The 24,055-nt window shown below is 58.2% G+C and carries 29 protein-coding genes and 1 tRNA gene; 7 read left to right on the forward strand and 23 right to left on the reverse strand.

The features are described 5' to 3' along the window. Nucleotides 1-171 precede the first annotated feature (171 nt). The 9 genes from ATY02_RS21965 to thrS all read right to left on the reverse strand — a co-directional run bounded on the left by ATY02_RS21965 (nt 172) and on the right by thrS (nt 7,635). Nucleotides 172-248: transfer RNA gene (locus tag ATY02_RS21965), tRNA-Pro, on the reverse strand. 88 nt (nt 249-336) lie between these two features. Next, complete coding sequence (locus ATY02_RS21970) at nt 337-693, reverse strand: MerR family transcriptional regulator (RefSeq protein ID WP_007920509.1); 357 nt, start codon at nt 691-693, stop codon at nt 337-339. Continuing rightward, nucleotides 674-976 (reverse strand): integration host factor subunit alpha, encoded by a 303-nt coding sequence (gene ihfA, locus ATY02_RS21975; RefSeq protein WP_002553164.1) that lies wholly within the window; start codon nt 974-976, stop codon nt 674-676. The genes ATY02_RS21970 and ihfA overlap by 20 nt, the downstream gene beginning before the upstream one ends. A gap of 3 nt (nt 977-979) precedes the next feature. Further along, nucleotides 980-3,358, reverse strand: coding sequence for a phenylalanine--tRNA ligase subunit beta (pheT, locus tag ATY02_RS21980; protein ID WP_068585794.1), 2,379 nt, complete (start codon nt 3,356-3,358; stop codon nt 980-982). A gap of 35 nt (nt 3,359-3,393) precedes the next feature. After that, complete coding sequence (gene pheS, locus ATY02_RS21985; protein WP_068585791.1) at nt 3,394-4,410, reverse strand: phenylalanine--tRNA ligase subunit alpha; 1,017 nt, start codon at nt 4,408-4,410, stop codon at nt 3,394-3,396. 109 nt (nt 4,411-4,519) lie between these two features. Continuing rightward, complete coding sequence (gene rplT / locus ATY02_RS21990) at nt 4,520-4,876, reverse strand: 50S ribosomal protein L20 (protein ID WP_016963673.1); 357 nt, start codon at nt 4,874-4,876, stop codon at nt 4,520-4,522. 30 nt (nt 4,877-4,906) lie between these two features. Beyond that, the gene (gene rpmI, locus ATY02_RS21995) at nt 4,907-5,101 is read right to left on the reverse strand and encodes a 50S ribosomal protein L35 (protein ID WP_002553160.1); all 195 of its coding nucleotides are present in this window, start codon (nt 5,099-5,101) and stop codon (nt 4,907-4,909) included. A 60-nt stretch (nt 5,102-5,161) separates the two neighbouring features. After that, entirely contained in the window at nt 5,162-5,713 is a 552-nt protein-coding gene (infC, locus tag ATY02_RS22000) for a translation initiation factor IF-3 (protein WP_176719736.1), read from the reverse strand. Then, nucleotides 5,713-7,635 (reverse strand): threonine--tRNA ligase, encoded by a 1,923-nt coding sequence (thrS, locus tag ATY02_RS22005; protein ID WP_068585788.1) that lies wholly within the window; start codon nt 7,633-7,635, stop codon nt 5,713-5,715. Before thrS ends, infC begins: the two co-directional genes overlap by 1 nt. 380 nt (nt 7,636-8,015) lie before the next feature. Between thrS and ATY02_RS22010 the strand changes: the two genes are divergently transcribed. Together ATY02_RS22010 and ATY02_RS22015 are read left to right on the forward strand one after the other, a co-directional pair. Then, nucleotides 8,016-8,315 (forward strand): hypothetical protein, encoded by a 300-nt coding sequence (locus ATY02_RS22010; RefSeq protein WP_068585784.1) that lies wholly within the window; start codon nt 8,016-8,018, stop codon nt 8,313-8,315. 294 nt (nt 8,316-8,609) lie between these two features. Next, nucleotides 8,610-8,822, forward strand: a complete 213-nt coding sequence (locus tag ATY02_RS22015; RefSeq protein WP_003179963.1) for a cold-shock protein — start codon at nt 8,610-8,612, stop codon at nt 8,820-8,822. A gap of 69 nt (nt 8,823-8,891) precedes the next feature. On the opposite strand, the gene ATY02_RS22020 is transcribed toward ATY02_RS22015, so the two are convergent. Both ATY02_RS22020 and ATY02_RS22025 read right to left on the reverse strand, forming a co-directional pair. Continuing rightward, on the reverse strand, nt 8,892-9,206 hold the full coding sequence (locus ATY02_RS22020) for an I78 family peptidase inhibitor (RefSeq protein ID WP_068585781.1): 315 nt from the start codon (nt 9,204-9,206) through the stop codon (nt 8,892-8,894). A gap of 161 nt (nt 9,207-9,367) precedes the next feature. Then, entirely contained in the window at nt 9,368-9,673 is a 306-nt protein-coding gene (locus ATY02_RS22025) for a hypothetical protein (RefSeq protein ID WP_068585778.1), read from the reverse strand. 123 nt (nt 9,674-9,796) lie between these two features. On the opposite strand from ATY02_RS22025, the gene ATY02_RS22030 reads away from it, so the two are divergent. Continuing rightward, nucleotides 9,797-10,009 carry a hypothetical protein gene (locus tag ATY02_RS22030; RefSeq protein WP_068585775.1) on the forward strand — a complete coding sequence of 71 codons (213 nt, stop codon included), beginning with the start codon at nt 9,797-9,799 and terminating at the stop codon, nt 10,007-10,009. 35 nt (nt 10,010-10,044) lie between these two features. On the opposite strand, the gene ATY02_RS22035 is transcribed toward ATY02_RS22030, so the two are convergent. The 8 genes from ATY02_RS22035 to ATY02_RS22070 form a co-directional block, all read right to left on the reverse strand. After that, complete coding sequence (locus tag ATY02_RS22035; protein WP_068585772.1) at nt 10,045-11,073, reverse strand: nucleoside hydrolase; 1,029 nt, start codon at nt 11,071-11,073, stop codon at nt 10,045-10,047. Between the two features lie 40 nt (nt 11,074-11,113). Then, nucleotides 11,114-11,518, reverse strand: coding sequence for a D-ribose pyranase (rbsD, locus tag ATY02_RS22040; RefSeq protein WP_068585771.1), 405 nt, complete (start codon nt 11,516-11,518; stop codon nt 11,114-11,116). After that, complete coding sequence (gene rbsK, locus ATY02_RS22045; RefSeq protein ID WP_068585768.1) at nt 11,515-12,432, reverse strand: ribokinase; 918 nt, start codon at nt 12,430-12,432, stop codon at nt 11,515-11,517. Before rbsK ends, rbsD begins: the two co-directional genes overlap by 4 nt. Before the next feature lie 24 nt (nt 12,433-12,456). After that, nucleotides 12,457-13,476, reverse strand: a complete 1,020-nt coding sequence (locus ATY02_RS22050) for a LacI family DNA-binding transcriptional regulator (protein WP_068585765.1) — start codon at nt 13,474-13,476, stop codon at nt 12,457-12,459. Between the two features lie 3 nt (nt 13,477-13,479). Next, nucleotides 13,480-14,457 (reverse strand): ABC transporter permease, encoded by a 978-nt coding sequence (locus ATY02_RS22055; RefSeq protein WP_068585763.1) that lies wholly within the window; start codon nt 14,455-14,457, stop codon nt 13,480-13,482. Then, nucleotides 14,454-16,007, reverse strand: coding sequence for a sugar ABC transporter ATP-binding protein (locus tag ATY02_RS22060; RefSeq protein ID WP_068585760.1), 1,554 nt, complete (start codon nt 16,005-16,007; stop codon nt 14,454-14,456). The genes ATY02_RS22055 and ATY02_RS22060 overlap by 4 nt, the downstream gene beginning before the upstream one ends. Before the next feature lie 57 nt (nt 16,008-16,064). Further along, entirely contained in the window at nt 16,065-17,021 is a 957-nt protein-coding gene (locus ATY02_RS22065) for a sugar ABC transporter substrate-binding protein (protein WP_068585757.1), read from the reverse strand. Between the two features lie 270 nt (nt 17,022-17,291). Further along, nucleotides 17,292-17,756, reverse strand: a complete 465-nt coding sequence (locus ATY02_RS22070) for a hypothetical protein (RefSeq protein ID WP_068585754.1) — start codon at nt 17,754-17,756, stop codon at nt 17,292-17,294. A gap of 339 nt (nt 17,757-18,095) precedes the next feature. Here ATY02_RS22070 and ATY02_RS22075 point away from each other — a divergent pair, with 339 nt between their 5' ends. The 3 genes from ATY02_RS22075 (at nt 18,096) to ATY02_RS22085 (ending at nt 20,335) form a co-directional block, all read left to right on the forward strand. After that, the gene (locus ATY02_RS22075) at nt 18,096-19,184 is read left to right on the forward strand and encodes an asparaginase (protein WP_068585751.1); all 1,089 of its coding nucleotides are present in this window, start codon (nt 18,096-18,098) and stop codon (nt 19,182-19,184) included. A gap of 187 nt (nt 19,185-19,371) precedes the next feature. Continuing rightward, the gene (locus ATY02_RS22080) at nt 19,372-19,641 is read left to right on the forward strand and encodes a DUF1654 domain-containing protein (RefSeq protein ID WP_068585748.1); all 270 of its coding nucleotides are present in this window, start codon (nt 19,372-19,374) and stop codon (nt 19,639-19,641) included. 4 nt (nt 19,642-19,645) lie between these two features. Continuing rightward, on the forward strand, nt 19,646-20,335 hold the full coding sequence (locus ATY02_RS22085; protein WP_068585746.1) for an endonuclease: 690 nt from the start codon (nt 19,646-19,648) through the stop codon (nt 20,333-20,335). Between the two features lie 49 nt (nt 20,336-20,384). Here the strand turns inward: ATY02_RS22085 and ATY02_RS22090 are convergent, their stop codons facing one another. Next, the gene (locus ATY02_RS22090) at nt 20,385-20,762 is read right to left on the reverse strand and encodes a penicillin-binding protein activator LpoB (protein ID WP_068585744.1); all 378 of its coding nucleotides are present in this window, start codon (nt 20,760-20,762) and stop codon (nt 20,385-20,387) included. A 248-nt stretch (nt 20,763-21,010) separates the two neighbouring features. On the opposite strand from ATY02_RS22090, the gene csrA reads away from it, so the two are divergent. Then, nucleotides 21,011-21,205, forward strand: a complete 195-nt coding sequence (csrA, locus tag ATY02_RS22095; RefSeq protein WP_007920550.1) for a carbon storage regulator CsrA — start codon at nt 21,011-21,013, stop codon at nt 21,203-21,205. Between the two features lie 236 nt (nt 21,206-21,441). Here the strand turns inward: csrA and ATY02_RS22100 are convergent, their stop codons facing one another. The 3 genes from ATY02_RS22100 to ATY02_RS22110 all read right to left on the reverse strand — a co-directional run bounded on the left by ATY02_RS22100 (nt 21,442) and on the right by ATY02_RS22110 (nt 24,014). After that, nucleotides 21,442-21,870: a VOC family protein gene (locus ATY02_RS22100; protein WP_068585740.1), complete on the reverse strand. Its 429-nt coding sequence runs from the start codon at nt 21,868-21,870 to the stop codon at nt 21,442-21,444. A gap of 79 nt (nt 21,871-21,949) precedes the next feature. Then, the gene (locus tag ATY02_RS22105; protein ID WP_068585800.1) at nt 21,950-22,411 is read right to left on the reverse strand and encodes a DUF2214 family protein; all 462 of its coding nucleotides are present in this window, start codon (nt 22,409-22,411) and stop codon (nt 21,950-21,952) included. A gap of 136 nt (nt 22,412-22,547) precedes the next feature. Beyond that, complete coding sequence (locus ATY02_RS22110; protein ID WP_068585738.1) at nt 22,548-24,014, reverse strand: carbohydrate-binding protein; 1,467 nt, start codon at nt 24,012-24,014, stop codon at nt 22,548-22,550. Between the last annotated feature and the right edge of the window lie 41 nt (nt 24,015-24,055).

The following is a 24,055-nucleotide window of genomic DNA, read 5'->3' on the forward strand; positions in this document are numbered from 1 at the left end:
ATTTCAACTAACGCCCACGTTGCTGCTTATGCCAAAGCTGTCGCTAGCTCACAGCCCTTGAGATACCAAAGCTACCTAGATCTAGAATATCCGTGGGAGTAAATGTGGGAGTATTTTTTCAGACATGAAAAAGCCCAACCTGTGAAGATTGGGCTAAGTCATTGAAAAATATGGTCGGGACGGAGTGATTCGAACACTCGACCCCTAGCACCCCATGCTAGTGCGCTACCGGACTGCGCTACGCCCCGACTAGGCGTGAAACCTGTTTCACTTCTCAGGAAACGCTGAGGAATATACCGCAAGCGTTTGAAAAGTGGAAGTATTTAAAGCAGAGAATTACTTCTTGAGCACCACGAGTACGTCTTCCAGCTCAGAAATCATCTGACGGATCAGTTGCTTGTACTGAGTGGTGTCATCTTTGGCCTCATCACCGGAAAGCCGCAAACGCGCCCCGCCGATGGTGAATCCCTGATCATAAAGCAACGCTCGGATCTGCCGGATCATCAGCACATCCTGGCGCTGATAATACCGGCGATTTCCGCGGCGCTTGACGGGGTTGAGTTGAGGAAACTCCTGCTCCCAATAACGCAGCACATGCGGTTTGACCGCACAGAGCTCGCTCACTTCACCAATGGTGAAGTAGCGTTTACCCGGGATGACCGGGAGCTCGTCGTTATGACTTGGTTCCAGCATAAGCCTCAACTCGGGCCTTCAACTTCTGCCCTGGACGAAAGGTGACCACACGGCGAGCCGTGATCGGGATTTCTTCACCCGTTTTCGGGTTACGGCCAGGACGCTGGCGTTTATCCCGAAGGTCGAAGTTACCGAAACCGGACAATTTGACCTGTTCGTTATCTTCGAGAGCGTGCCTGATTTCTTCAAAGAATAGCTCGACCAACTCCTTGGCCTCGCGTTTATTCAGGCCCAGCTCTTCGTAGAGACGTTCGGCCATTTCAGCTTTCGTCAGAGCCCCCATACGTCACTTCCTTAACGTGGCGTTCAACCTTTGTTCGAGCGAGGTGAGGATGTTTTGCGTCGCTGAGTTCACCTCATCGTCGTTAAGAGTGCGCGATGGATGCTGCCAGGTCAAGCCAACGGCGAGGCTTTTTCTATGCGGATCAATGCCTTTACCCTGATACACGTCAAACAGCCTGAGGTCGGTCAACCACTCACCCGCGTTCTCGCGAATGACCTCCAGGACCGCACTGGCCGCAACATCACGATCGGCTAGCAGGGCCAGGTCACGACGCACTTCAGGGAAGCGCGACAGTTCGTGGAACTTCGGCAAACGACCTTGGGCTACTTCGCTCAGGACCAGTTCGAACACGAAGACCGGACGATCCAGCCCGAGCTGTTTCGCCAGTTCCGGGTGAATGGCCCCCAAGTAACCGACTTCACGCCCATCGCGCTCGATACGAGCTGTCTGGCCAGGATGCAACGCAGGATGCTTGCCCGGCACGAAAGTGAACACATCCAAGGCACCGGCAAAGCCCAGCACCGCCTCGACATCCGCCTTGACGTCGAAAAAGTCCACGCCATCGCGGCCTTGTGCCCAACCTTCAGGCAACCGGGTACCACAAACAATACCTGCCAACATCTGCTGTTGTTTCAGCCCTTCCAGCTGACCCACGAACCGCAGGCCGCTTTCGAACATGCGGACACGATCCTGCTGACGGTTCAGGTTGTGCTGAAGCGCCTTGACCAAGCCTGGCCACAGGGACGAACGCATGGCCGCCATGTCGGCGGAAATTGGGTTCGCCAACAGCAACGGCTCGACACCCGGGCTGAACAGTTCGAACATCTTCGGGTCGATGAAGCTGTAGGTGATGGCTTCCTGATAACCACGAGCCACTAGCAGGCGCCGCAGTACTGGCAAGTCGCCTTGCGCCTCGGCCTTGGCCTGTGGAGCCAGGCGGGCTTGCGGATAACGAACCGGCAAGCGGTTGTAACCGTACAGGCGTGCCAGTTCCTCGATCAGATCGACCTCGAGGCTGATATCGAAACGATGACTGGGCACGTCAACGCGCCACTGCCCTGCCCCATCGGCAGCTACCGTCAGGCCCAACGCGGTGAGCAGGCGCTCGACCTCGGAACCTTCAAGTTCCATGCCCAGCATTTGGCTGATGCGCTCGGCCCTCAGGGTGACAGGCGCCACCAATGGCAGATGTTGCTCGCTGACGGTTTCGATGACCGGGCCGGCTTCACCGCCGGTGATTTCCAGCAGCAGGCCAGTAGCACGCTCCATCGCTTCACGGGCCAACTGCCAATCCACGCCACGCTCATAACGATGGGAAGCATCGGTATGCAGGCCATAGGAACGGGCTTTGCCAGCCACGGCGATCTGGTCGAAGAACGCGCTTTCCAGGAATACATCGCGAGTCTTGGTGGTGACGCCGCTGTGCTCACCACCCATCACACCAGCAATCGCCAGGGCGCGAGTATGGTCGGCGATCACCAGGGTGTCGCTGCGCAGGGCTACTTCCTGACCGTCAAGCAACACCAGCTTCTCGCCCTCTTCGGCCATGCGCACACGGATGCCACCGTTGATCTCGGCCAGGTCGAACGCATGCAGCGGCTGCCCCAGCTCAAGCATCACGTAGTTGGTGATGTCCACTGCGGCATCGATGCTGCGAACTTCAGCACGGCGCAGGCGCTCGACCATCCACAGCGGGGTCGGCTTGGACAGGTCCACGTTACGGATCACCCGTCCCAGGTAACGCGGGCAGGCTGCCGGCGCCAACACATCAACCGGGCGCACTTCATCGTGCACTGCAGGAACTGCCTTGACTTCCGGACGCTGCACCTTGGCCGCATAAAGGGCACCAACTTCGCGTGCAATACCGGCCAACGAAAGGCAGTCGCCACGGTTAGGGGTCAGGTCGACTTCGATACTGGCATCGTCCAGGCTCAGGTAGGCACGAATGTCCTCACCCACTGGCGCGTCAGCCGGCAACTCCATCAAGCCGTCGTTGCCTTCACCGATCTGCAGCTCCGCCTGGGAACACAGCATGCCGTTGGACTCGACGCCACGCAGCTTGGCTTTCTTGATCTTGAAGTCGCCGGGCAGTTGGGCACCGATCATCGCGAACGGAACCTTCAGGCCGGGGCGTACGTTCGGCGCACCGCAGACAACCTGGAAAGTCTCAGCTCCGTTGCTGACTTGGCAGACCCGCAGTTTGTCGGCATCAGGGTGCTGCTCGGTACTTAGTACCTCACCCACCACCACACCGCTGAAATCACCGGCGGCTGGCGTAACACTGTCCACCTCAAGGCCGGCCATGGACAGACGAGCGACCAGCTCGTCGCGAGTTACCTGCGGGCTAACCCAGCCACGCAGCCATTGTTCACTGAATTTCATCCTGCTCTCCTAATAGATTCGTTACGGACGCGCGACTAGCGAAATTGCGCAAGGAACCGCAAGTCGTTGTCGAAGAACAGGCGCAAGTCATTGACACCGTAACGCAGCATGGCCAGGCGCTCGGCGCCCATGCCGAAGGCAAAGCCCTGGAATTCTTCCGGATCGATCCCGGACATACGCAACACGTTCGGGTGAACCATGCCGCAACCCATCACTTCCAGCCATCCGGTCTGCTTGCAGACGCGGCAACCTTTACCACTGCACATCACGCATTCCATATCGACTTCAGCGGACGGCTCGGTGAATGGGAAGTAGGAAGGACGGAAACGTACGGCCAGTTCCTTCTCGAAGAACACCCGCAGGAACTCCTCGATGGTGCCCTTCAGGTCGGCGAAATTGATCCCGCGATCCACCAGCAGGCCTTCTACCTGATGGAACATCGGCGAGTGGGTGATATCGGAGTCGCTGCGATACACACGGCCTGGACAGACGATGCGGATCGGCGGCTGCTGCGATTCCATGGTGCGGACCTGTACCGGCGAGGTATGGGTGCGCAACAACATGTTCGCATTGAAATAGAAGGTGTCGTGCATCGACCGGGCCGGGTGGTGGCCTGGGATGTTGAGCGCCTCAAAGTTGTGATAGTCGTCTTCGACCTCAGGGCCCTCGGCAATGCCGTAGCCGATATGGGTGAAGAACTGCTCGATACGCTCCAGGGTCCGCGTGATCGGATGCAGACCACCAGAGGTCTGGCCACGGCCCGGCAGGGTCACGTCAATGCACTCGGCGGCGAGCTTGGCGCTGAGTTCCGCCTCCTCGAAAGCCGCTTTGCGAGCATTGAGAACCTCTGTTACACGCTCCTTGGCAACGTTGATCAGCGCACCGACTTGCGGGCGCTCTTCGGCTGGCAGGTTGCCCAGGGTCTTCATCACCTGAGTCAGTTCGCCCTTCTTGCCAAGGAAGTGAACCCGGATTTGTTCCAGGGCATTGATGTCTTCAGCGTGTTGCACGGCCTCAAGTGCTTGAGAAACCAGCGCATCCAGGTTTTCCATGTACAGACTCCAGATACAAAATAGGGGAAGAGCTTGAAGGCTCTTCCCCTATTTATGACGTTTAACACCAGAGCCCACGAAGGTGAGCCCGGGTGACTGTCGGGGGTACTTAAGCCAAGGTGGCTTTAGCTTTCTCGACAATCGCAGCAAACGCCGCTTTTTCGTTCACTGCCAGATCAGCCAGAACCTTACGGTCGATCTCGATGGATGCCTTTTTCAGGCCAGCGATCAGACGGCTGTAGGACAGACCGTTGGTACGAGCACCAGCGTTGATACGAGCGATCCACAGAGCGCGGAACTGACGCTTTTTCTGACGACGGTCACGGTAGGCGTATTGGCCTGCCTTGATTACCGCTTGCTTGGCAACACGGAACACGCGCGAGCGAGCACCGTAGTAGCCTTTAGCAAGTTTCAGAATTTTCTTGTGACGCTTACGGGCAATGACGCCACGCTTTACACGAGCCATGAGTTACTTCCTCTATTCTTGATCCAAAAATTAACGAAGGCGCAGCATGCGCTCGACTTTTGCCACGTCAGACGGATGCAGCAAGCTGCTACCGCGCAGTTGACGCTTACGCTTGGTCGACATTTTGGTCAGGATGTGGCTCTTGAAAGCGTGCTTGTGCTTGATACCGTTAGCAGTTTTCAGAAACCGCTTAGCAGCACCACTTTTGGTTTTCATCTTTGGCATGTTCGGATACTCCGCATTCAATTGATAAACATAATCAGAAGGCCTGCCGTGCCCTGTTGATTACTTCTTCTTTTTCGGGGCGATGACCATGATCAGCTGGCGTCCTTCCATCTTCGGATGCTGTTCGACCGAACCGTACTCTTGCAGGTCAGTTTCAACCCGCTTGAGGAGTTCCATCCCCAGCTCCTGGTGGGCCATCTCACGGCCGCGGAATCGCAAGGAAACCTTGGCCCTGTCCCCGTCACTCAGGAAACGTACCAGGTTGCGTAGTTTTACCTGGTAATCCCCTTCCTCCGTCCCTGGACGAAACTTGATTTCTTTAACCTGAATCTGCTTCTGGTTCTTCTTCGCGGCAGCAAGTTGTTTCTTCTTCTCGAAGATCGACTTGCCGTAGTCCATCACCCGGCAAACAGGTGGGACTGCGTCGGCGGAAATTTCCACCAGATCCAGTTTGGCTTCTTCAGCTATACGAAGCGCTTCATCAATCGAGACGATGCCAATCTGCTCGCCGTCAGCGCCAATTAACCGAACCTCGCGTGCCGAGATATTCTCGTTGATCGGGGCTTTCGGTGCAGCTCGTTTATCTTGTCTCATATCACGCTTAATAATAATTACTCCAAATCTTGGCGACCACGCCGGGAAATCGCTTGTGCGAGCAGCGCCGAGAATTGGGCGATAGGCATCGAGCCCAAGTCTTCACCTTCACGGGTACGCACAGCGACAGTCTGCATCTCGACTTCCCGATCTCCAATAACCAAGAGATAGGGAACCTTGAGCAAAGTATGCTCGCGGATTTTAAAGCCGATCTTTTCATTTCTCAAGTCGGACTTGGCACGAAATCCGCTTTGGTTGAGTGTTTTTTCCACCTCAAGGGCAAAATCGGCCTGTTTGTCAGTGATATTCATGATCACTGCCTGGGTTGGCGCCAGCCAGGCCGGGAACACACCAGCATAATGCTCGATCAGCATGCCGATGAAACGCTCGAACGACCCCAGGATCGCGCGGTGCAACATAACCGGGCGAACACGGCTGTTATCTTCGGCGATGTAGCTGGCATCCAGGCGTTCTGGAAGGTTCGGATCGTACTGCAAGGTACCGCACTGCCAGTTACGACCGAGGCAATCACGCAAGGTGAACTCGATCTTCGGACCGTAGAAGGCCCCCTCACCCGGCTGGTATTCCCATTCCAGTCCAGACTCGTTCAAGGCGTCGGCCAGGGCGCCCTCGGCACGATCCCACAACTCTTCGGAACCCACACGCTTGGCCGGACGGGTCGACAGCTTCATGGCGATGTCGCTGAAGCCGAAGTCCTTGTAAACGTCCAGGGTCAGCTTGATGAAGTCCGCGGCCTCCTTCTTCACCTGTTCTTCGGTGCAGAAGATGTGCGCATCGTCCTGGACGAAACCACGTACGCGCATGATGCCGTGCAGAGCGCCAGACGGCTCGTTACGGTGGCAAGCACCAAACTCGGCCAGACGCAGCGGCAAGTCACGGTAGGATTTCAGACCTTGGTTGAACACCTGCACATGGCATGGGCAGTTCATCGGCTTGACCGCGTAGTCACGGCTTTCCGAAGACGTGGTGAACATGTTCTCGGCGTAGTTGGACCAGTGCCCGGAACGCTCCCAAAGGATACGATCGACGACTTGCGGGGTCTTGATCTCAAGATAGCCATTTTCGCGCTGTACATTACGCATGTACTGCTCGAGTACCTGGTAGATGGTCCAGCCGTTGGCGTGCCAGAACACCATGCCTGGCGCTTCTTCCTGCAAGTGGAACAGATCCAGCTGCTTGCCGATCTTGCGATGGTCGCGCTTTTCGGCTTCCTCGATGCGCTGGATGTAGGCGGCCAATTGCTTCTTGTCGGCCCAGGCAGTGCCATAGACGCGCTGCAACTGCTCATTCTTGGCATCGCCACGCCAGTAGGCACCGGACAACTTGGTCAGTTTGAATGCCTTGAGGAAGCGAGTGTTCGGCACGTGCGGACCACGGCACATGTCGACATATTCTTCGTGATAATACAGGCCCATGGCTGTTTCGTTGGGCATGTCTTCCACCAGGCGCAGCTTGTAATCTTCGCCACGGCTCTGGAACACGTCGATGACTTCGGCGCGCGGGGTCATCTTCTTGATGACATCGTAGTCCTTGTCGATCAGCTGGTGCATGCGCTGCTCGATGGCGGCCAGGTCGTCCGGAGTGAAAGGACGCTCGTAGGCGATGTCGTAATAGAAGCCTTCATCGATGACCGGGCCGATCACCATCTTGGCGGTCGGATACAGCTGCTTCACTGCGTGGCCGATCAAGTGGGCGCACGAGTGACGGATGATCTCCAGTCCCTCTTCATCTTTTGGGGTGATGATCTGCAAGGTGGCATCGTGTTCGATCAGGTCACAAGCATCGACCAACTTGCCATCGACCTTGCCGGCCAGAGTGGCCTTGGCCAGACCTGCGCCAATAGAAGCTGCGACTTCAGCTACGGTTACGGCCTTGTCGAACGAACGCTGACTGCCATCGGGAAGAGTAATAGTGGGCATGGCGCCTCCTCTCCTAGTGGTGACCCCTACCAAAGGTCACGTGGGTTGGGATGAGCCAGTACAAGATCCGCCCTGCCTTTCCCACGGGAAAGCCTGCCTCACAGTGGCAGAGACCTTTCGGCCTGCCAGGGACGAACCAGAGTGACTGGAATTCAAATCAAAGATAAGGGTGTCGACCGCAAAGGAAAGTGAAGCCTTCAAAGCCTGAAAACACCCAAGCCAGGCATGCTAGCACAGATAAATCCCAATCATCGCGCGACAAAGTTCGCAAAATGCGGTTTCCAGTCTTTTATTGAAGAAAGTGAACTTGAGATGTACGCACCCCCTCGAATACGTTGAGAATCGTCGCCCTCGTTATCGACTTCAGGAGAAACCGACTCATGCGCCTCATTAAACTGCTCGCCCTCGCTGCCCCGCTTGCCCTGCTGCTGCCATTGAGCGCCCAGGCCGCATGGCCAGCCGGCGCACGTGCCGACTACATGAAGGATTGCACCGCGGCAGCCAGCCAAAGCATCGACGCGAAAAGCGCCGAGCAGCATTGCGCCTGTGGCGCCGACAAGCTGAACGAGAAGTTCACGACCGAGGAAATCAAGGAGCTGATGAGCAAGACCAAGCAACCCAGCGCCGAGCTGCGAACTCGTGCCCTGGACGCCATCTCCGCATGCCGAGTGGCGAAATAACCACTCACAACCAGTGGCACAAACCGCCTGGCTAGCTCCACCAACGGCCCGAGACGTGTTTTTTCCACTGTAATTGCAGCTTTTACGGTTTTTTTATCACCGCTTGTTTTTTGCTGAAGCCCCCTTAAACCGGGGCCTGCAGCTGATCCAAGCGGAAAAAGGCAGGAATACGCCGGGCAAACGCTCCCTACAGGGGGCTCCCAAGCCGAACATTTCGACTATGATAGGTCGGTGTGCCCAGTTGGCCTGAGCAGCACAGTACTACTGAAAATATATGTTTCTTGGAGATACACCATGTCTAATCGCCAAACCGGCACCGTAAAATGGTTCAACGATGAAAAAGGCTTCGGCTTCATCACTCCTCAAGGTGGCGGTGACGACCTGTTCGTACACTTCAAAGCTATTGAAAGCGACGGTTTCAAGAGCCTGAAAGAAGGCCAAACCGTTTCCTTCGTGGCTGAGAAAGGCCAAAAGGGTATGCAAGCTGCACAAGTTCGCCCTGAGTAATTTCTCAGCGAGCTAAAAAAACCCCGTCCATGTGACGGGGTTTTTTATGAGAGCGAAAAACCTCAATGCTCAACCACAGTTGACCCGGGTCACCACCAGGTTGGCGTCGGTATTGACATTCAAGCGGTCAGAACGATATTCCAAGGTGATCATATCGTTGGGCTGGAGAAACCTTGCGTACTGCGCACCTGCACGAGTACGAGCCTGCTCCAGCAACTCTGCAGAGGCCTTCTTGCCGACAGCGAACTGGGCAGCGGATGCTTCACAGCGAGTGTGCCCAGATTCAACAGGGGCCACAGATTCCTTTGTCGACCCAGCAGTGCTGCACCCAGCAAGGGTTGCTGCAGCCAACAAGGTTGCGAATGAAGCGAGCTTCCAAGGCATGAAGCCTCCTTTCTAAAGAATAAACAGAGAACGTGCGACAGCCGTTTTCATTTTTGGTTTCAAAGCGAAATAGCATTTTGCCCTATTGGGCAAGGCGAGCAAGTCTGCCTCAGCCACCCGGGTATTTTCACCGGACAATCGTCACTGGATATGAATGACGCTCAATAGATATCGATGTAGTCGAATGCTGGCTTCGGCCAGTTCTGCTTGAGCGCATTGAAGACCTGCGTCACCCAGGCCTGGTCGCTAGCGGCGACCTCACCCACATAACCGGAACCGGCAGCCCAGGTTTCCAGGCGAAACAACACGCCCTCGATCTGCGCGCCACCCACGATCCCAGAGGAGATGTAGGCGATACCGGCCTTGCTTACACGCAATTGGGTATGCACGCTATCGCTGGCCGAAGCCAGTAGTTGGCGCACCGCATCCAGGGTCAGGGCATCAGGTTTGTTCAAGTCGATTTGCACACCAGATTCCTTGAGCGCAGGAAAAAACCCAGTGTCGCATATGCCTAAGTAGGAGTGTCAAAGCCTGAGTGACATGCTTAACTCGTCCACTGCCTCCCCACTCCCCCTATTCGCGAGACCCTCATGGCTACAGTGAGCATTGACGTCGACATCAAGGCCAAATGGCCACAGGGCCAGTGCTCCTACAGCCCGGGCAGCGTGGAAGAGCTGGCCATCATCGGCATGGACCTGCTGGTCAAGGAACTTGGCCCGCAAGCTGCCCGAGACTTCATTGAACAGGTCTTTGAGAAATACCCAGAAGGCCATCAGGATTTTCAGCCCGCCGATCAGGAATAACTCCCCACAGGTAAGTACCTGCAGGGAGAGTACGCTTACTTGAGGCGAGCCAGCCGCTCGGTGAGCAGATCGAAGAAGCCCTGGGCATTGCCATTCTCGACCCAGAACACGTTCTTCTCGCGCTTCAAGCCGTCATACCAGTCGACGATGGTCTGGCCGAAGGTAGGCCCCTCACGGCTATCAACGACCATATTGGCCTGGCGCCCCGTGAACAGCTCCGGCTTGAGCAGGTAGGCGATCACGGTTGCATCGTGCACCGGGCCACCTGGAATGCCGTAGTGCTCCATATCGCCCTTGACGTACTCGTTGAGGATATCGCCCACCACCTTGCTGGCATTGTTGTTCAACGCCGCGATTTTCTGCAGGCGCGCATCGCTGGTCAGGATCTTGTGGGTAACATCCAGCGGCAGGTAAGTCAGCTTGACCCCACTCTTGAGAACCACTTCAGCAGCCTGGGGATCGGCGTACAGATTGAACTCCGCCACCGGCGTGATGTTACCGCCATTGAAATGGGCACCGCCCATGACCACCACTTCCTTGATGCCCTGGGTAATATCCGGCGCCTGGATCAGCGCCAGTGCCAGGTTGGTCTGCGGACCGAGCATGGCGATGGTGATGCTATGGGGCTTGGCTGCCCGCAGGGTGTCGATCAAATAGTTGACCGCACTGCCCTTGGCCAGGGGCGCCTTGGGTTCGTGCACCGTCACTCCGGAGATCCCCTCCTTGCCATGGATGTTCTCGGCGTAGATCGGCGTGCGCAACAGCGGCGCCGGGGCACCGGCATAGACCGGCACGTCTTCGCGCCCCGCCCATTCACGAGCCAGCCGGGCATTACGCGAGGTTTTATCCAGGCGCACATTCCCCGCCACGGTGGTCAGGGCCCGAATATGTAGTTCTTCTGGCGACGCCAGGGCGAACAACAAGGCCACCACATCATCGGCCCCCGGATCGGTGTCGATGATCAGATCGATTTTTTCCGCCGCCTGAGCGCCGGTAGCAGTGAGCAGAGACAAGAGCAATAGACTCCGGAACCAATGTTGAAACAGCTGAGCATAGCGGCGCATAGCGCACTCCTTGTGCAAGGTGGGAAAACGGGCGAACGATCTAGAACGTCACCCCGGCAATCAGGGCGATATTGCAGTACGGCTGGCACTCCCCCGTACGGATCACGGCACGAGCCTTGCGGCTGAGCACCTTGAACTCCTCGTGACTGAGCAACTGTCGCTGCCCCAGCTCGCCGTTGGCGGCCATGGCCTCGAGAACGGGCAAGGGCGTTGGTTGCTTGAGCAGGATTTCCTCGGCCAGGACATGGCGCTCCACCTGCATTTCGCTGAGCAGCACCTTGAGGGTGCCGAGAAAATCGGGAACGCCATGGGTCAGGGCCAGATCAATCAATTCGACACCTGGCGGTACCGGCAGGCCGGCATCGCCGATCACCACGACATCGCCGTGCCCCAAGGAGGCCACCAGGCGTGACAGGGCAATATTGAGCAAGGGGGTTTTCTTCATGAGGGAATAAACGCCTGAACGTCGGACAGCATGGGAATGGAAGGCTGTGCACCGGCTCGCGTCACCGACAGGGCCGCCGCGATCTGCCCGAAGCGAATGGCGTCGGCCTCGCTTTTGCCCGCGGCCAGGGCCGCCGCGAAACCACCGACAAAGGTATCCCCCGCCGCCGTGGTATCGACCGCCGTGACCTTGGGCGCAGGAAAGTGTTCGAAGCGGCAACCATCGGCAAACAGCGACCCCTGCGCGCCCAGGGTAATGATGACCTTGCCCGCACCAGCAACGACCAAGCGGCTCGCGGCCTGTTCGGCGCTTTCCAGGGAATCAACCTCAAGGCCTGTGAGGGCGGTCGCTTCGCTCTCGTTGGGAATCAGGTAATCGATCGAGCCATACCACGACTCTGGCAGAGGCCCCGTGGCAGGCGCCGGATTGAGAATCACCGTCTTGCCCAGCTCACGCCCGCGCTTAAGGGTGTATCCCACAGTCTCCTGTGGCACCTCAAGTTGGCAGATGATCACCTCGGCCTGCTGCAGGACCGGATCAAAACCGACGACCTTTTCAGGGCTGAGCTCACCGTTGCCTCCAGCAACGATGACAATCGCGTTCTGGCTACTGTCATCGACCACGATCAAGGCCACGCCGCTCGACCCTGGCACCCTGTCCACGGCCTGGCAATCGATACCCTCGCCAAGCAGGGACTCGCGCAACTGCTCGCCGTAGGCATCCTCCCCAACGCAACCGACCATCGACACCTGGGCCCCAAGCCTGGCGGCAGCCACCGCCTGGTTGGCCCCCTTGCCGCCGGGTACCGTGGCGAAGGACTTGCCCGTCAGCGTCTCGCCCCCACGGGGCAAGCGCTCGGCCCGAGTCACCAGGTCCATGTTCAGGCTACCCACTACCACTACTTTTGCTGGCATACGTCGCTACTCAATCAATAAGGTTCAGCGGTACTGCATAAATGCGCCACCCAGTGGCGCAGTCGATTCCCGCAAGACAATGCTCGGCGTGACGATTCGTTGGCCCACTGGCAAGCCTGGCGTAGCGATACGCTGCAGCAGCAATTCAGCAGCGCTCTCCCCCAACTGCAGGATCGACTGGCCAACCGTGGTCAGCGCCGGATAGACATAACGGCTCATGAGAATGTCGTCGAAACCGATCACCGACAGCTCGCTGGGTACGCGAATGTTGCGTTCCGCCGCGGCCCGCAGCACACCGATGCCCATCATGTCGTTGGCGGCAAAGATCGCACTCGGCGGGTTGCCGTCCAGCAACCGGGCTGCCGCAAGGTAGCCACCGGTGCTACTGAAATCGCTCTCCAGGATACGTGCCGCCGGCACCTCGACCCCCGCTTCCTGCAACGCCTGGTGAAAACCGGCGAGGCGCATTTGCGTCACGCTGGTATTGGCCGGACCAGCCACGCAGGCGATATCCCTGTGCCCCAGTTCCAGCAGGTGCCGGGTAGCCAGGTAGGCGCCATGGCGGTGATCAATGCGCACCAAGTCCGCATCCACCCCCTCAAGCCCACGATCGACCAGCACCATAGGCGTACGCACTCCGACCAGCCCCTGGGCCAGGCCGCTGTCGCCGCCGACGCTAGTCACGATCAGGCCGTCGATACGCTTTTCCAGCAGGACCCGCAGGTAGTTGCGTTGCTTGTCCGGGTCGTCATCGGAGTTGCACAGGATCACGCAATAACCATTGCGCTCGCAGTAATCCTCGATACCTCGCGCCAACTCGGCGAAGTAAGGGTTGAGGCTATTGGGCACCAGCAAACCGATGGTGGCGGTAGTCTTGGCCTTGAGTGAGCGAGCCACGGCGCTGGGCACATAGTCCAGGTGCTTGATCGCCGCCTCGACCTTGAGCCGAACCTCCTCGCTGACTGGCCGTGTCTTGTTCAGCACGTGGGACACGGTGGTGTAGGAAATCCCCGCCAGCGCCGCCACATCCTTGATTGTTGCCATGAATCAAACCCGCCGGTTGGCGCGCTGGCTGCGATAGGTATCGAGCACCACGGCAATCACAATGACTGCCCCGGTGATGATGCGCTTGGTCGGTTCGCTTGCTCCGATTTGCGCAAGGCCTGCAGCCAGTACGGAAATAATCAGGACGCCGAAGAAGGTACTGATCACCGAACCGCGTCCTCCCATGAGGCTAGTGCCACCAATCACCACGGCTGCGATGACTTGCAACTCCAGGCCAGAGCCCGCATTCGGATCAGCCGCTTCCAGGCGAGAAATCTGAAACAGTGCCGCAATGCCTGCCAACAGCCCCATCAGGCTGAAAACCAGGATCTTGTAGGGCTTGGGGTTGATCCCCGCCAGGCGCACCGCTTCTTCGTTGGTACCGATGCCGATCAGATAGCGACCGAATACGGTGCGAGTCAGCACCGCCTGGGCCAGGAAAATAATCAGCAGGGCAATGATAAACGACGGCGAAATGCCAAAGGCAATCGGATTCGACAACCAGGCGAAGGCATCACCGATGTAGGCCGTACGCGACCCGGTCATCTGGTAGGCCACGCCCCGGGCCATTTCCAGCACGCCCAGGGACACGATGAATGATGGAATGCGCCAGGCCACGGTAATCGAACCGGTGATGGTTCCGGCCAGGGCCGCGCAGGCCATGCCCAGCAAGGCTGCCGGCACCACGCTCCAGCCCCAGCCAAGGATCGCCACGCTGACGGTGGACGCCGCCAGGGCCAGCACCGAGCCCACGGAGAGATCGATACCGCCAATGATCAAGACAAAAGTCATGCCCACCGCCAGCACCATCAGGTCCGGGATCTGGTTGGCCAGGGTGCTGAAGGTGTCGTAGGACAGGAAGTGGTTACTGAGCAGGGAGAACAGAACGATCATCCCCAACAACGCCCCCGCCAGCCCCAGGTAGGTGCCGAGGCCGTAGTACTGGCCGCCTCGCTTGCCGCTTGCAGGTGCTGTTTTCATGGTGCAGTCCTAGGCGCCGCTTCATTGAGCAACGCATCTCGTTTTTGATAGCCGGCAAACGCGGCAGCAAGCAATTCGTCCTGGGTCCAACTGTCGCGCTCGAAGGTATCGATCAACCGTCCAGCAGACAGCACGCCGATGCGATCACAGATCAGCATCAATTCCCGCAGGTCGCTGGAGACCACCACCAAGGCCTTGCCCTGGCGCGTCAACTCACCCAACAGGCCATAGATGTCGAACTTGGCGCCAACGTCGATACCACGGGTCGGCTCATCGAACAGCAGCACCGAGCAGTCGCGCTCCAACCACCGACCGATCACCACCTTCTGCTGGTTGCCACCGGACAGCTCGGACACCCGTTGCGCCGGACTGGAACTGCGGATACGCATGGCATCGATCTGTCGCCGGGCCAACTGTTCCTCATCCTGGGAGTTGACCAGGCCACTACTTGAAATGGCCGGCATATTGCCCAGGGCGATATTGGCACTGATGGTCTGGGTCAAGAGCAGACCCTCGCCCTTGCGATCCTCGGTAATCAGGGCAATGCCATTGGCTACCGCATCCACCGGGGAACGGATGCTTACCGTCCGAGCTGGAGAGCCCAGGGCAATGCTGCCACTGTCGGCAACGTCAGCACCGAAGATCAGCCGCAACAGCTCGGTGCGCCCTGCCCCGATCAGGCCGGAAATCCCGAAGATCTCGCCGCTGCGCACTTCGAAGGAGACATCACGCACCTTGTCCGAGCGACTCAGGTTGCTGATGGTCAACGCGGGTGCGCCAATCTTGCGCGCGCCCAGGTCGATATGCTCGCCCAGTTCGCGCCCCACCATCAGGTTCACCAGTTGTTCACTGTTGTAATTGGCCATGGGCTCGACGCAGACCAGGCAGCCATCACGCAGCACCGCAATGCGCTGAGCAACCCTGGCCAGCTCTTCCAGGCGATGGGAGATATAGATGATGGAGACACCACGGGCCTGGAGCCGGGTGATCTGCTCGAAGAGCATCTCCACCTCACGGGACGTGAGCATGGCGGTAGGCTCGTCCAGGATCAGCACATGGCAGTCGCCGATCAGGTTGCGAGCGATCTCTACCATCTGTTGATGACCGATTCCCAGCTCGCCTACCAGGGTATCGGGATCGATGGCATCCAGGCCGACCTGGGCCATGGCCTCGATCGCCGCCTTGCGCAGTTGCTTGCGACTGATCCAGCCACCCTGGTTGGGCAGGTTGTCGAGGAACAGGTTCTCGGCCACCGACAGCGTGGGCAGCAGATTGAGCTCCTGCATGACCATGCGGATACCCAGTTCCTCGGCCTGGGTACGACTGCCCGGTCGATAGTCCTGGCCATTGAAGCGCATGTGGCCGGTAGTGGGGCTGACCAGGCCGCCGATGATCTTCGACAAGGTACTCTTGCCGGCGCCATTTTCGCCGGTCAACGCCAGCACCTCGCCGCGCTGTAGCGTCAGGTCGATGCCGGCCAATACCGGTTGCGCATAGGTCTTGCCGATACCGCTGACCGAAAGGACAGCGTTCGCAGCTGAAACAGACATAAGAAACTCCCCATACGCCCACCCTCTCGGGCAGGCGCCGTTGTGCCGCCGGAAAAACTACTTGGTGACCAGCTCAACCGGAGTTTCGATCACGCCATTGGTGCCGGTATCGACCTTCTCGCCCTTGAGAAGCTTCAACGCGACCTCGATGCCGAACACTGCCTGCTTGGCAGCGAACTGGTCGGCCGTGGCCAGGACCCGGCCATCCTTGAGCATCGGCTTGATGGCATTGATGTTGTCGTAGCCGACCACCTGCACCTTGCCAGCCTTGCCCGCAGCGCGTACCGCGGACACGGCGCCCACTGCCATGCTGTCGTTACCGGCCAGCAGTGCCTTGAGATTCGGGTATTCGCTAAGCATGGCCGAGGCTACACGGTTGCCGGCGTCGATTTCCCAATCACCGGACTGCAGGGAAACCACCTTGACCTGCGCGGCCTCCATGGCGTCCTTGAAACCTGCGGTGCGCTGCTGGGCATTGGTGGTAGTGGATACCCCTTCGATGATCCCCACTTCGTCACCGGCCTTGAGCTGCTTGGCCAGGTACTCGCCCACTAGGCGCGCGCCCTTGCGGTTGTCGGGCCCGACGAAAGGCACGCTGATGTTCTTGCTCTTGAGCACGCCAGGGTCGAGCTGGTTGTCGATATTGATCACCGTGATCCCAGCATCCACTGCCTTCTTGATCACCGGCACCATGGCCTTGGAGTCCGCTGGGGCGATCACCAGGGCATTGACCTTGGAGACGATCATCTGCTCGACGATGCGGATCTGGTTGGCAGTATCGGTTTCATCCTTGATGCCATTGGACACCAGGTCGAAATCCGCCGAGTGTTCTTTCTGATAGGCCTTGGCGCCGTCTTCCATGGTCAGGAAGAACTCGTTGGCCAGGGACTTCATGACCAGGGCGACCTTGGGTTTCTGTGGGGTGTCGGCATAGGCCGAAGAGAGGGGCAGCGCTGCACAGGTAGCAGCCAGGACCGCAGCAGCGAGTAGACGTCCAGCAAAGGGCAGCTTCATGGGTTCACTCCGATCTTATGATTATTGTGGGCAACGCCTGCAGGGCATGCGGAACCAGGTGCCGGGTATCGCTCAACGGCCTGGAGGTTCGGAAAAGATAGTCGATTATCCTTCCCGAGAGTCCGCGCAAACGTTTGCGTAAGGCGAACTATGCGAACCCGAATGGGGTTTGTCAACGATGATCACAGCGCAGAGATGCCATCGGCGCACAGCGGGACCGATAGCCAAAAGGAAGCAGCCGCCCAGTGCCTGGCACTGGGCGGGTACTGATCAAGCGGAGGTATTTACCAACTTGCCGGAGGAGCCTGATTCCTTGGCCAGTTCGCGCACCAGGTTGCCCGAAACCTCAGCCAGTGCGGCGTTGGTTTGCGCGACCTGCGCCTGGACGGCCATGACCGCGGTCTGCTTGGCCTCGGGGGTTGGATAGTTGGCGGCCTGGGCAGCGGCCAGTTGCTGTTGCTGCTGCTTGAGCTGCTCCTGCAGCTCCTTCATGCGCTGGAGCAGCATCTTGACGACGATGCTGTGGTTGTCGCCCTCGCCGCCCGCATCGCCGCTCTCGGCCTTTTCCGCCGGCTTGGCCGAACCGCCACCGACTCGTAAGGTTCCCGAGTCTTCGGTCCCCAACGCTTGCGGAGCGCCTTCGGCACTGGCATCGCTCAACGCATTGATGGTCGCGGGTGACTTGCCATTGATCAGAATGGCCCCCGGTCCTGGAAATCCGACTGACAGCGACATATGAACTCCTGGTTAAAAAGATCCTAAAAGACTCATCGACCGCTTCAGAACAATCTTTAATTCATGAGCGAAAAACCCGCACACGGCTTGCGTTTGTCGCTTTCGGTTTGCCGAACACCACACCCAGAAACGTTCGGAATCCCGGACATAAGCTTGTCAATGTCCGTCAAAAATAGAAATAAAATTGATATAAATCAGTAACTTAAAATAAATATCTGGCCAAGGTAGCGCTGGTACAAATCCTGCTCAACCCGCGGTGCCCCGCCGCATACAGATCTGCAGCCGAGGTGTTTCTAGATGAACCTGCATCAGCACTGTCTCACTACTAGAGAGAAAACAATGAAATCTGCCTTCAAAACCTTCGTTCCGGGCGCTTTGGCCCTGCTCATGCTCCTACCCGCAGCCCTGCAGGCCAAGGAAGCTGAAACCCAACAGAAACTCTCCAACGTGGTGATCCTCGCCACTGGCGGCACCATTGCCGGCGCCGGCGCCAGCGCGGCCAATAGCGCCACCTACCAGGCAGCCAAGGTTGGCATCGAGCAACTGATCGCTGGTATTCCCGAGTTGAGCCAAGTGGCCAACGTACGTGGCGAGCAGGTGATGCAGATCGCCTCGGAAAGCATCACCAATGAAAACCTGCTGCAACTGGGCCGCCGCGTAGCCGAGCTGGCCGATAGCAAGGACGTGGACGGCATCGTCATCACCCACGGTACCGACACTCTGGAAGAGACTGCCTACTTCCTCAACCTGGTGGAAAAAACCGACAAGCCAATCGTAGTCGTCGGCTCCATGCGCCCAGGCACTGCCATGTCGGCAGACGGCATGCTCAACCTGTACAACGCTGTATCCGTGGCCGGCAACAAAAGCTCCCGGGGCAAAGGCGTACTGGTGACCATGAACGACGAGATCCAGTCCGGTCGCGACGTCAGCAAGATGATCAACATCAAGACCGAAGCCTTCAAGAGCCCATGGGGCCCGCTGGGCATGGTGGTGGAAGGCAAGTCCTACTGGTTCCGCCTGCCAGCCAAGCGCCACACCATGGACTCGGAATTCGACATCAAGAACATCAAGAGCCTGCCTGACGTAGAAATCGCCTACGGCTACGGCAACGTCAGCGACACTGCCTACAAGGCACTGGCTCAAGGTGGCGCCAAAGCCATCATCCACGCCGGCACCGGCAACGGCTCGGTATCTTCCCGCGTGGTACCGGCCCTGCAGGAACTGCGCAAGAACGGTGTGCAGATCATCCGTTCTTCCCACGTCAATGCTGGCGGTTTCGTACTGCGTAACGCCGAACAGCCTGACGACAAGTACGATTGGGTCGTGGCTCACGACCTGAACCCACAAAAAGCCCGCATCCTGGCCATGGTCGCCCTGACCAAGACCCAGGACAGCAAGGAACTGCAACGCATGTTCTGGGAATACTGATTCCCTGCTCGGCCGTATCAGGTCGAGCAAGCGCTCAACCGCTCACCCCAACGGGTGAGCGGTTCCCCTCCTGCGACTTCCTCGTGTTAAAAAATCCTCGGCTGTGATGAGACAAATGCGCAAAGCGTTGTCAGAGGAACTTCTTGAATTTTAAGCAGTTGCGAAATTTCCTACAGTTAAATACTGTATGTGCGTACAGCTTAATAAGGATTGTTCCGTGGCCACAACCCAAACACCCCTCAGCTCCTACGAACGCCTGGGTGTTCGCATCCAGAAAATCATCAACTCCCCTACCGCCCAGAAATCCAAGGCAGCGCTGATCTTTCGCCTGCCCGATGAACCACAGGAAGAATGGGAACGCCTTCTGGAGGAGATCGCCGAAAACGACAACGTCACCCTCGCCTATCGCGACGATGGCGGCGTGCAGATTTTCTGGATCGTGCCGAAGGAAGACTGAGTCGATGATTGTCCGTTGCCTGGCTGTACTGCTGTTTTTCGTTGCCCTGACTGCCCAAGCCGATGCACCTCGCACCTTCACTGAAGCCAAGAAGGTCGCATGGAAACTCTATGCCCCTCAATCCACCGAGTTCTACTGCGGCTGCAAATACAATGGCAACCGGGTAAACCTGGCAGCCTGTGGCTATGTGCCGCGCAAGAATGCCAAACGAGCCGAACGCATTGAGTGGGAGCACATCGTGCCGGCCTGGCAGATAGGCCACCAACGCCAATGCTGGCAACAGGGCGGGCGCAAGAACTGCTCGCGCAACGATACGACCTATCAACGCGCCGAAGCCGACCTGCACAACCTGGTGCCCAGCATCGGCGAAGTGAATGGCGACCGCAGCAACTTCAGTTTCGGCTGGCTCCCCGAACAGTCAGGTCAATATGGCTCCTGCCTGACCCAAGTGGACTTCAAGGCCAAGAAGGTCATGCCCCGCCCATCCATTCGCGGCATGATCGCCCGCACTTACTTCTACATGAGCAAGCAGTACGGGCTACGCCTGTCCAAGCAAGACCGCCAGCTCTTCGAAGCCTGGAACAAGACGTATCCAGTGCAGGACTGGGAGCGCCAGCGCAATCAGAGCGTGGCGTGTGTGATGGGTCGCGGTAACGAATTCGTTGGCGTGGTCAACCTCAAGGCCTGCGGTTGACACAAGATCGCCCGCGGACGCGGGCGATCTCATCATGCGGGAAACAGCGTCACTGTGCGTCGTGATGCTCGATGACCGAGACATCGATATCACGCTTTTTCGCCTTGACCAGCTTCTCGACCACTTCGGCCTTCTTCGCCTCCGCCTCGGCCTGGGTAGCGAAAGGCCCGACCAAGACCCGTTGCTTGCCGTCCACTACCATCACATTGGACATGATCCCGTGCTCGATCAGCCAGCCGGTGAGATCGCTCACCGCCTGAGGCAGCTCACTGCCCACCAGCACATCCCACTGCGGCGCACCGGATACCTGCGCCGGCTGCACCTGCGCCGCCGAAGCGCTCTTGTTCGCCTCGACACGCTTGCCTTCGCCGCAACCGGCCAATCCCAATACCGCCAACGCTGCCACCGCTATCACTACTGTGCGCACAACCTACTCCCATAAAGTCAGACACAGGATTTTAGCACCCAAGGCGTGAGGGACCTTGTCACAAAATCGGTTCGAAACAGGAAGAATGATATTTATTGCGTCTGTATAGTTGCGCCTTGGGAATTTATAGATCTTCTGCGCGTCAGAAAGAGGCACCCACTGAGTGGAACTTCGCACTAATCTATACCTAAGACCGACCTCTGCACTGTTTCAAACTGGTGCCCTACCAAGCTATCAAGGAGAAGATCATGCTGATACTCACCCGCAAAGTCGGTGAAAGCATAAACATCGGTGACGACATTACGATCACCATTCTCGGCGTCAGCGGCCAACAGGTCCGTATTGGCATCAATGCACCAAAAGACGTTGCGGTACACCGCGAGGAAATCTACCAACGCATCCAGGCGGGACTTACTGCACCGGACAAACGCGAAACTCCTTGAATAATATGAGCACCAGCCTGTTGCCCACGCACAATGGCTGGCGCAACGCGTCTCTCGTTCGCCTTGAGCTTTTCTCCGCAGGTCACCTGAACCTCCCGATTCGGTGACAGGCACAGCCGGCCCCCAGCCACTGAACTGTCACCCCCCTTCGCCAACATCCCCTCCGAGAACAAACCCAACCTCCGGCTCCCGGCACGCAGCACCCTATCCGGCAAGCGTCGTGACGGGCCTGGCACTCAGGCATCCACCGACCTGGAACCCAGGTCCTCATTGAATCGCAGCAGGTAGCCATCCGGGTCCTGTACCAGCAGGTTCAACTGGCCGCGCAGCAAACCATCCTGCCGATACCAGCACTCCTGGATCGCCCTGCGCAGGACCACTCCCGCTTGCTTCAGGGCATTGGCCAACCCATGGATATCCGGGCACTCAATGGACAGGTTCATGCCTCGCCCCAAAGGTGCCTGCAAGGGACCGACACGCCACTCCGACTCTTCCAGGTCATCCTGCTCCAGCATCAGCTGGCTGCCATTGAAGGAGAGAAAAGCAAAGAAGTGCTCTGGCCGCTGGTACTCCACCTTGAAGCCCAGGGTATCGCGATAGAAAGACAGGCTACGCTCCAGGTCCGCCACCAGCATTTCCGGGACCAGGCTATTCATTTGAAACATCGTGGGCATCCATGGCTCGCTGATCGAACCGCGAGACTACCCCTCAAGCGGCTGACAATGCAGCCGTGCTTACCAACAATTACAATTGAGCCAGCATCACCCCTCTCGCCATGCCACTTGCGGCTACCACCATCAATACCAGCAGCAAGGCCTGCAGGTGACTGATACGAGCGAACAGCCCGGCTCGCCCGGTGTCAGGCATGGCACCGCGCGCCAGGATCACCCGCCACCTGATGAAGGTCGACATGGGGAGGACTTCCAGCACCAGGATCACGATGAACAACGCCATTTTCAGGTGAAACAACGGTTGGTGCAGGTAATAGTCCGTACCTTTCTCGTAGCCGCCGAACGCCCTGGGCAATCCAGTCGCCAACAACATCAGCGCCGTCAGCCCCCAGGCATTGTCAGCCATCAGCACCGAGCGAGCCCCTGCTTCGGCCTTCTCCAGTCGACGCAAAGCCGAGCCACGAGCCAGAACCGCTGCGAAAGCGCCAGCGAACCCCAACAAATGTACCGCCGCCAGAAACCAATGCATCAACATGGCGCTCGCCTCCATCTGATTGATCGACATATCCGGACAACTCATCAATGGCCCAAACGAAAAAACGACCTATCGCGAATCCGAGGATCCAACGATAGGTCGCCAGGTCATTCAATCCCTTAATGACCCGCCTGACTCAAGCATGGCGCTCGAGCAAGACCTTGCTCCACAACGTGAAGGCCGCCAAAGGCGTCCAGGCCGGGTTCGATGTGTGCTCCTGAAGACACAAGTAACGATTGCCCTCATAGCTCACCCCGTCCCCCTTGCGATAGTGCTGGCCAACACGCCACTCGGGGAACTTCGGATCGACCGCGCCACCTGCCGTCCTCGCAGTCACGCTGCGGCTGGGCAGGGACTCACGTCCCTGGGTATCGGTGGCAGTGACGAAGTAGTTGTACTGGGTATCAGGGTTCAATCCCTGATCGTCCAGGCCCAGGGACGCCGTGTTTCCCACGGCCTTGCCATCGCGATACAGAGTGTAGAACTCCACCGGGCGCACACTGCCGGAAAGACTCCAACTCAGCCGCACATTGTTGCGACCACTTTCCACCACCGCCAGGCTACCAGGAGCGCCCGGGCGCTCTGGTTCACCACCATCGCCATGGATCAACGGCGCATAGCGTTTACAAAACTCCCAGCTGTAGGGTGTCCCTTGCCGGTTGATGCCGTCATCCCAGTTCACCGACCAGGTCATCAGCCCCTTGATCCCGTGCCCCGCCTTCTGCAAACGCTTGAAGGCATTGCCCAGCGCCGCCGGATCGATGACATAGCCTGTGGCCGCTGCGTCAACGTTGCTCGGCAGGCCGATCACCAGTTTGTCCGCCGCAATGCGGGTAAAACCACGAGTTCCCGAAGCCAGGCTGTCGCTCAGGTAGAACAAGAAATCCTCTTTCATCGCATCATTGTTCTGGGCGATCCAGGCGCCCTGCCCGCCATTGGCTTCCGACACCCAGAGTCCATCTCCGCCCTGGTTGTAGTACTGCGGCGCAACAAAATCGTAATACCCCTCCAGTGCCTGCAAGTAGGCCACGTACTTGCCATTACTGGTCAGGTAGGGGAACTCCGGCGCCATGCTGATGATGAAGTGCTTGCCCTGGCCAGCGTAATGGTCCTTCACCAGCTTCAATGCCGCCGGCAATACGCTCTTGTTATCGGCAAAGTCGATGGCGCTCTGCTCCAGGTCGATGTCCAGGCCATCGAAGCCATAGGTTTCGACCAGGCGGATGATCTCGTTGGCCAAGGGCTGCTCGTTGCCCTTGTGCAACTCGATATGCGCATCGGCGCCACCCAGGGAAATCAACACTGCCCGCCCCTGGCTGTTGAGTACGCCCACCTGACGCCGGAACTCGGCGTCAGACAGGTTGTAGGGCTTGAAGGTGGGAATGCCGTTGCCTTTCATGAAGGCCACCGCCACCACGTTGTACTCCTTGGGTACATCCAGCAGGCTCAGGTTGGCGAACTGCCCGCGCTGGTAACCATCGGCGGCGCCAGCGGCCCAGTTGTGCCAGAAGCCCATGAGGATCTTCTTGCCGGCGAGGCTGGGCATCAGCGATGCGGCATCGGCGGCCTGGCTCTTGATCAAGGAAAAGTCGATTGTATCCATGTTCTATTCCTTCAGAACTATTAAAAGAGTTTCTTCCACCG

The organism is Pseudomonas sp. BIOMIG1BAC, from assembly GCF_001705995.2.
Taxonomy (GTDB): domain Bacteria; phylum Pseudomonadota; class Gammaproteobacteria; order Pseudomonadales; family Pseudomonadaceae; genus Aquipseudomonas; species Aquipseudomonas sessilinigenes.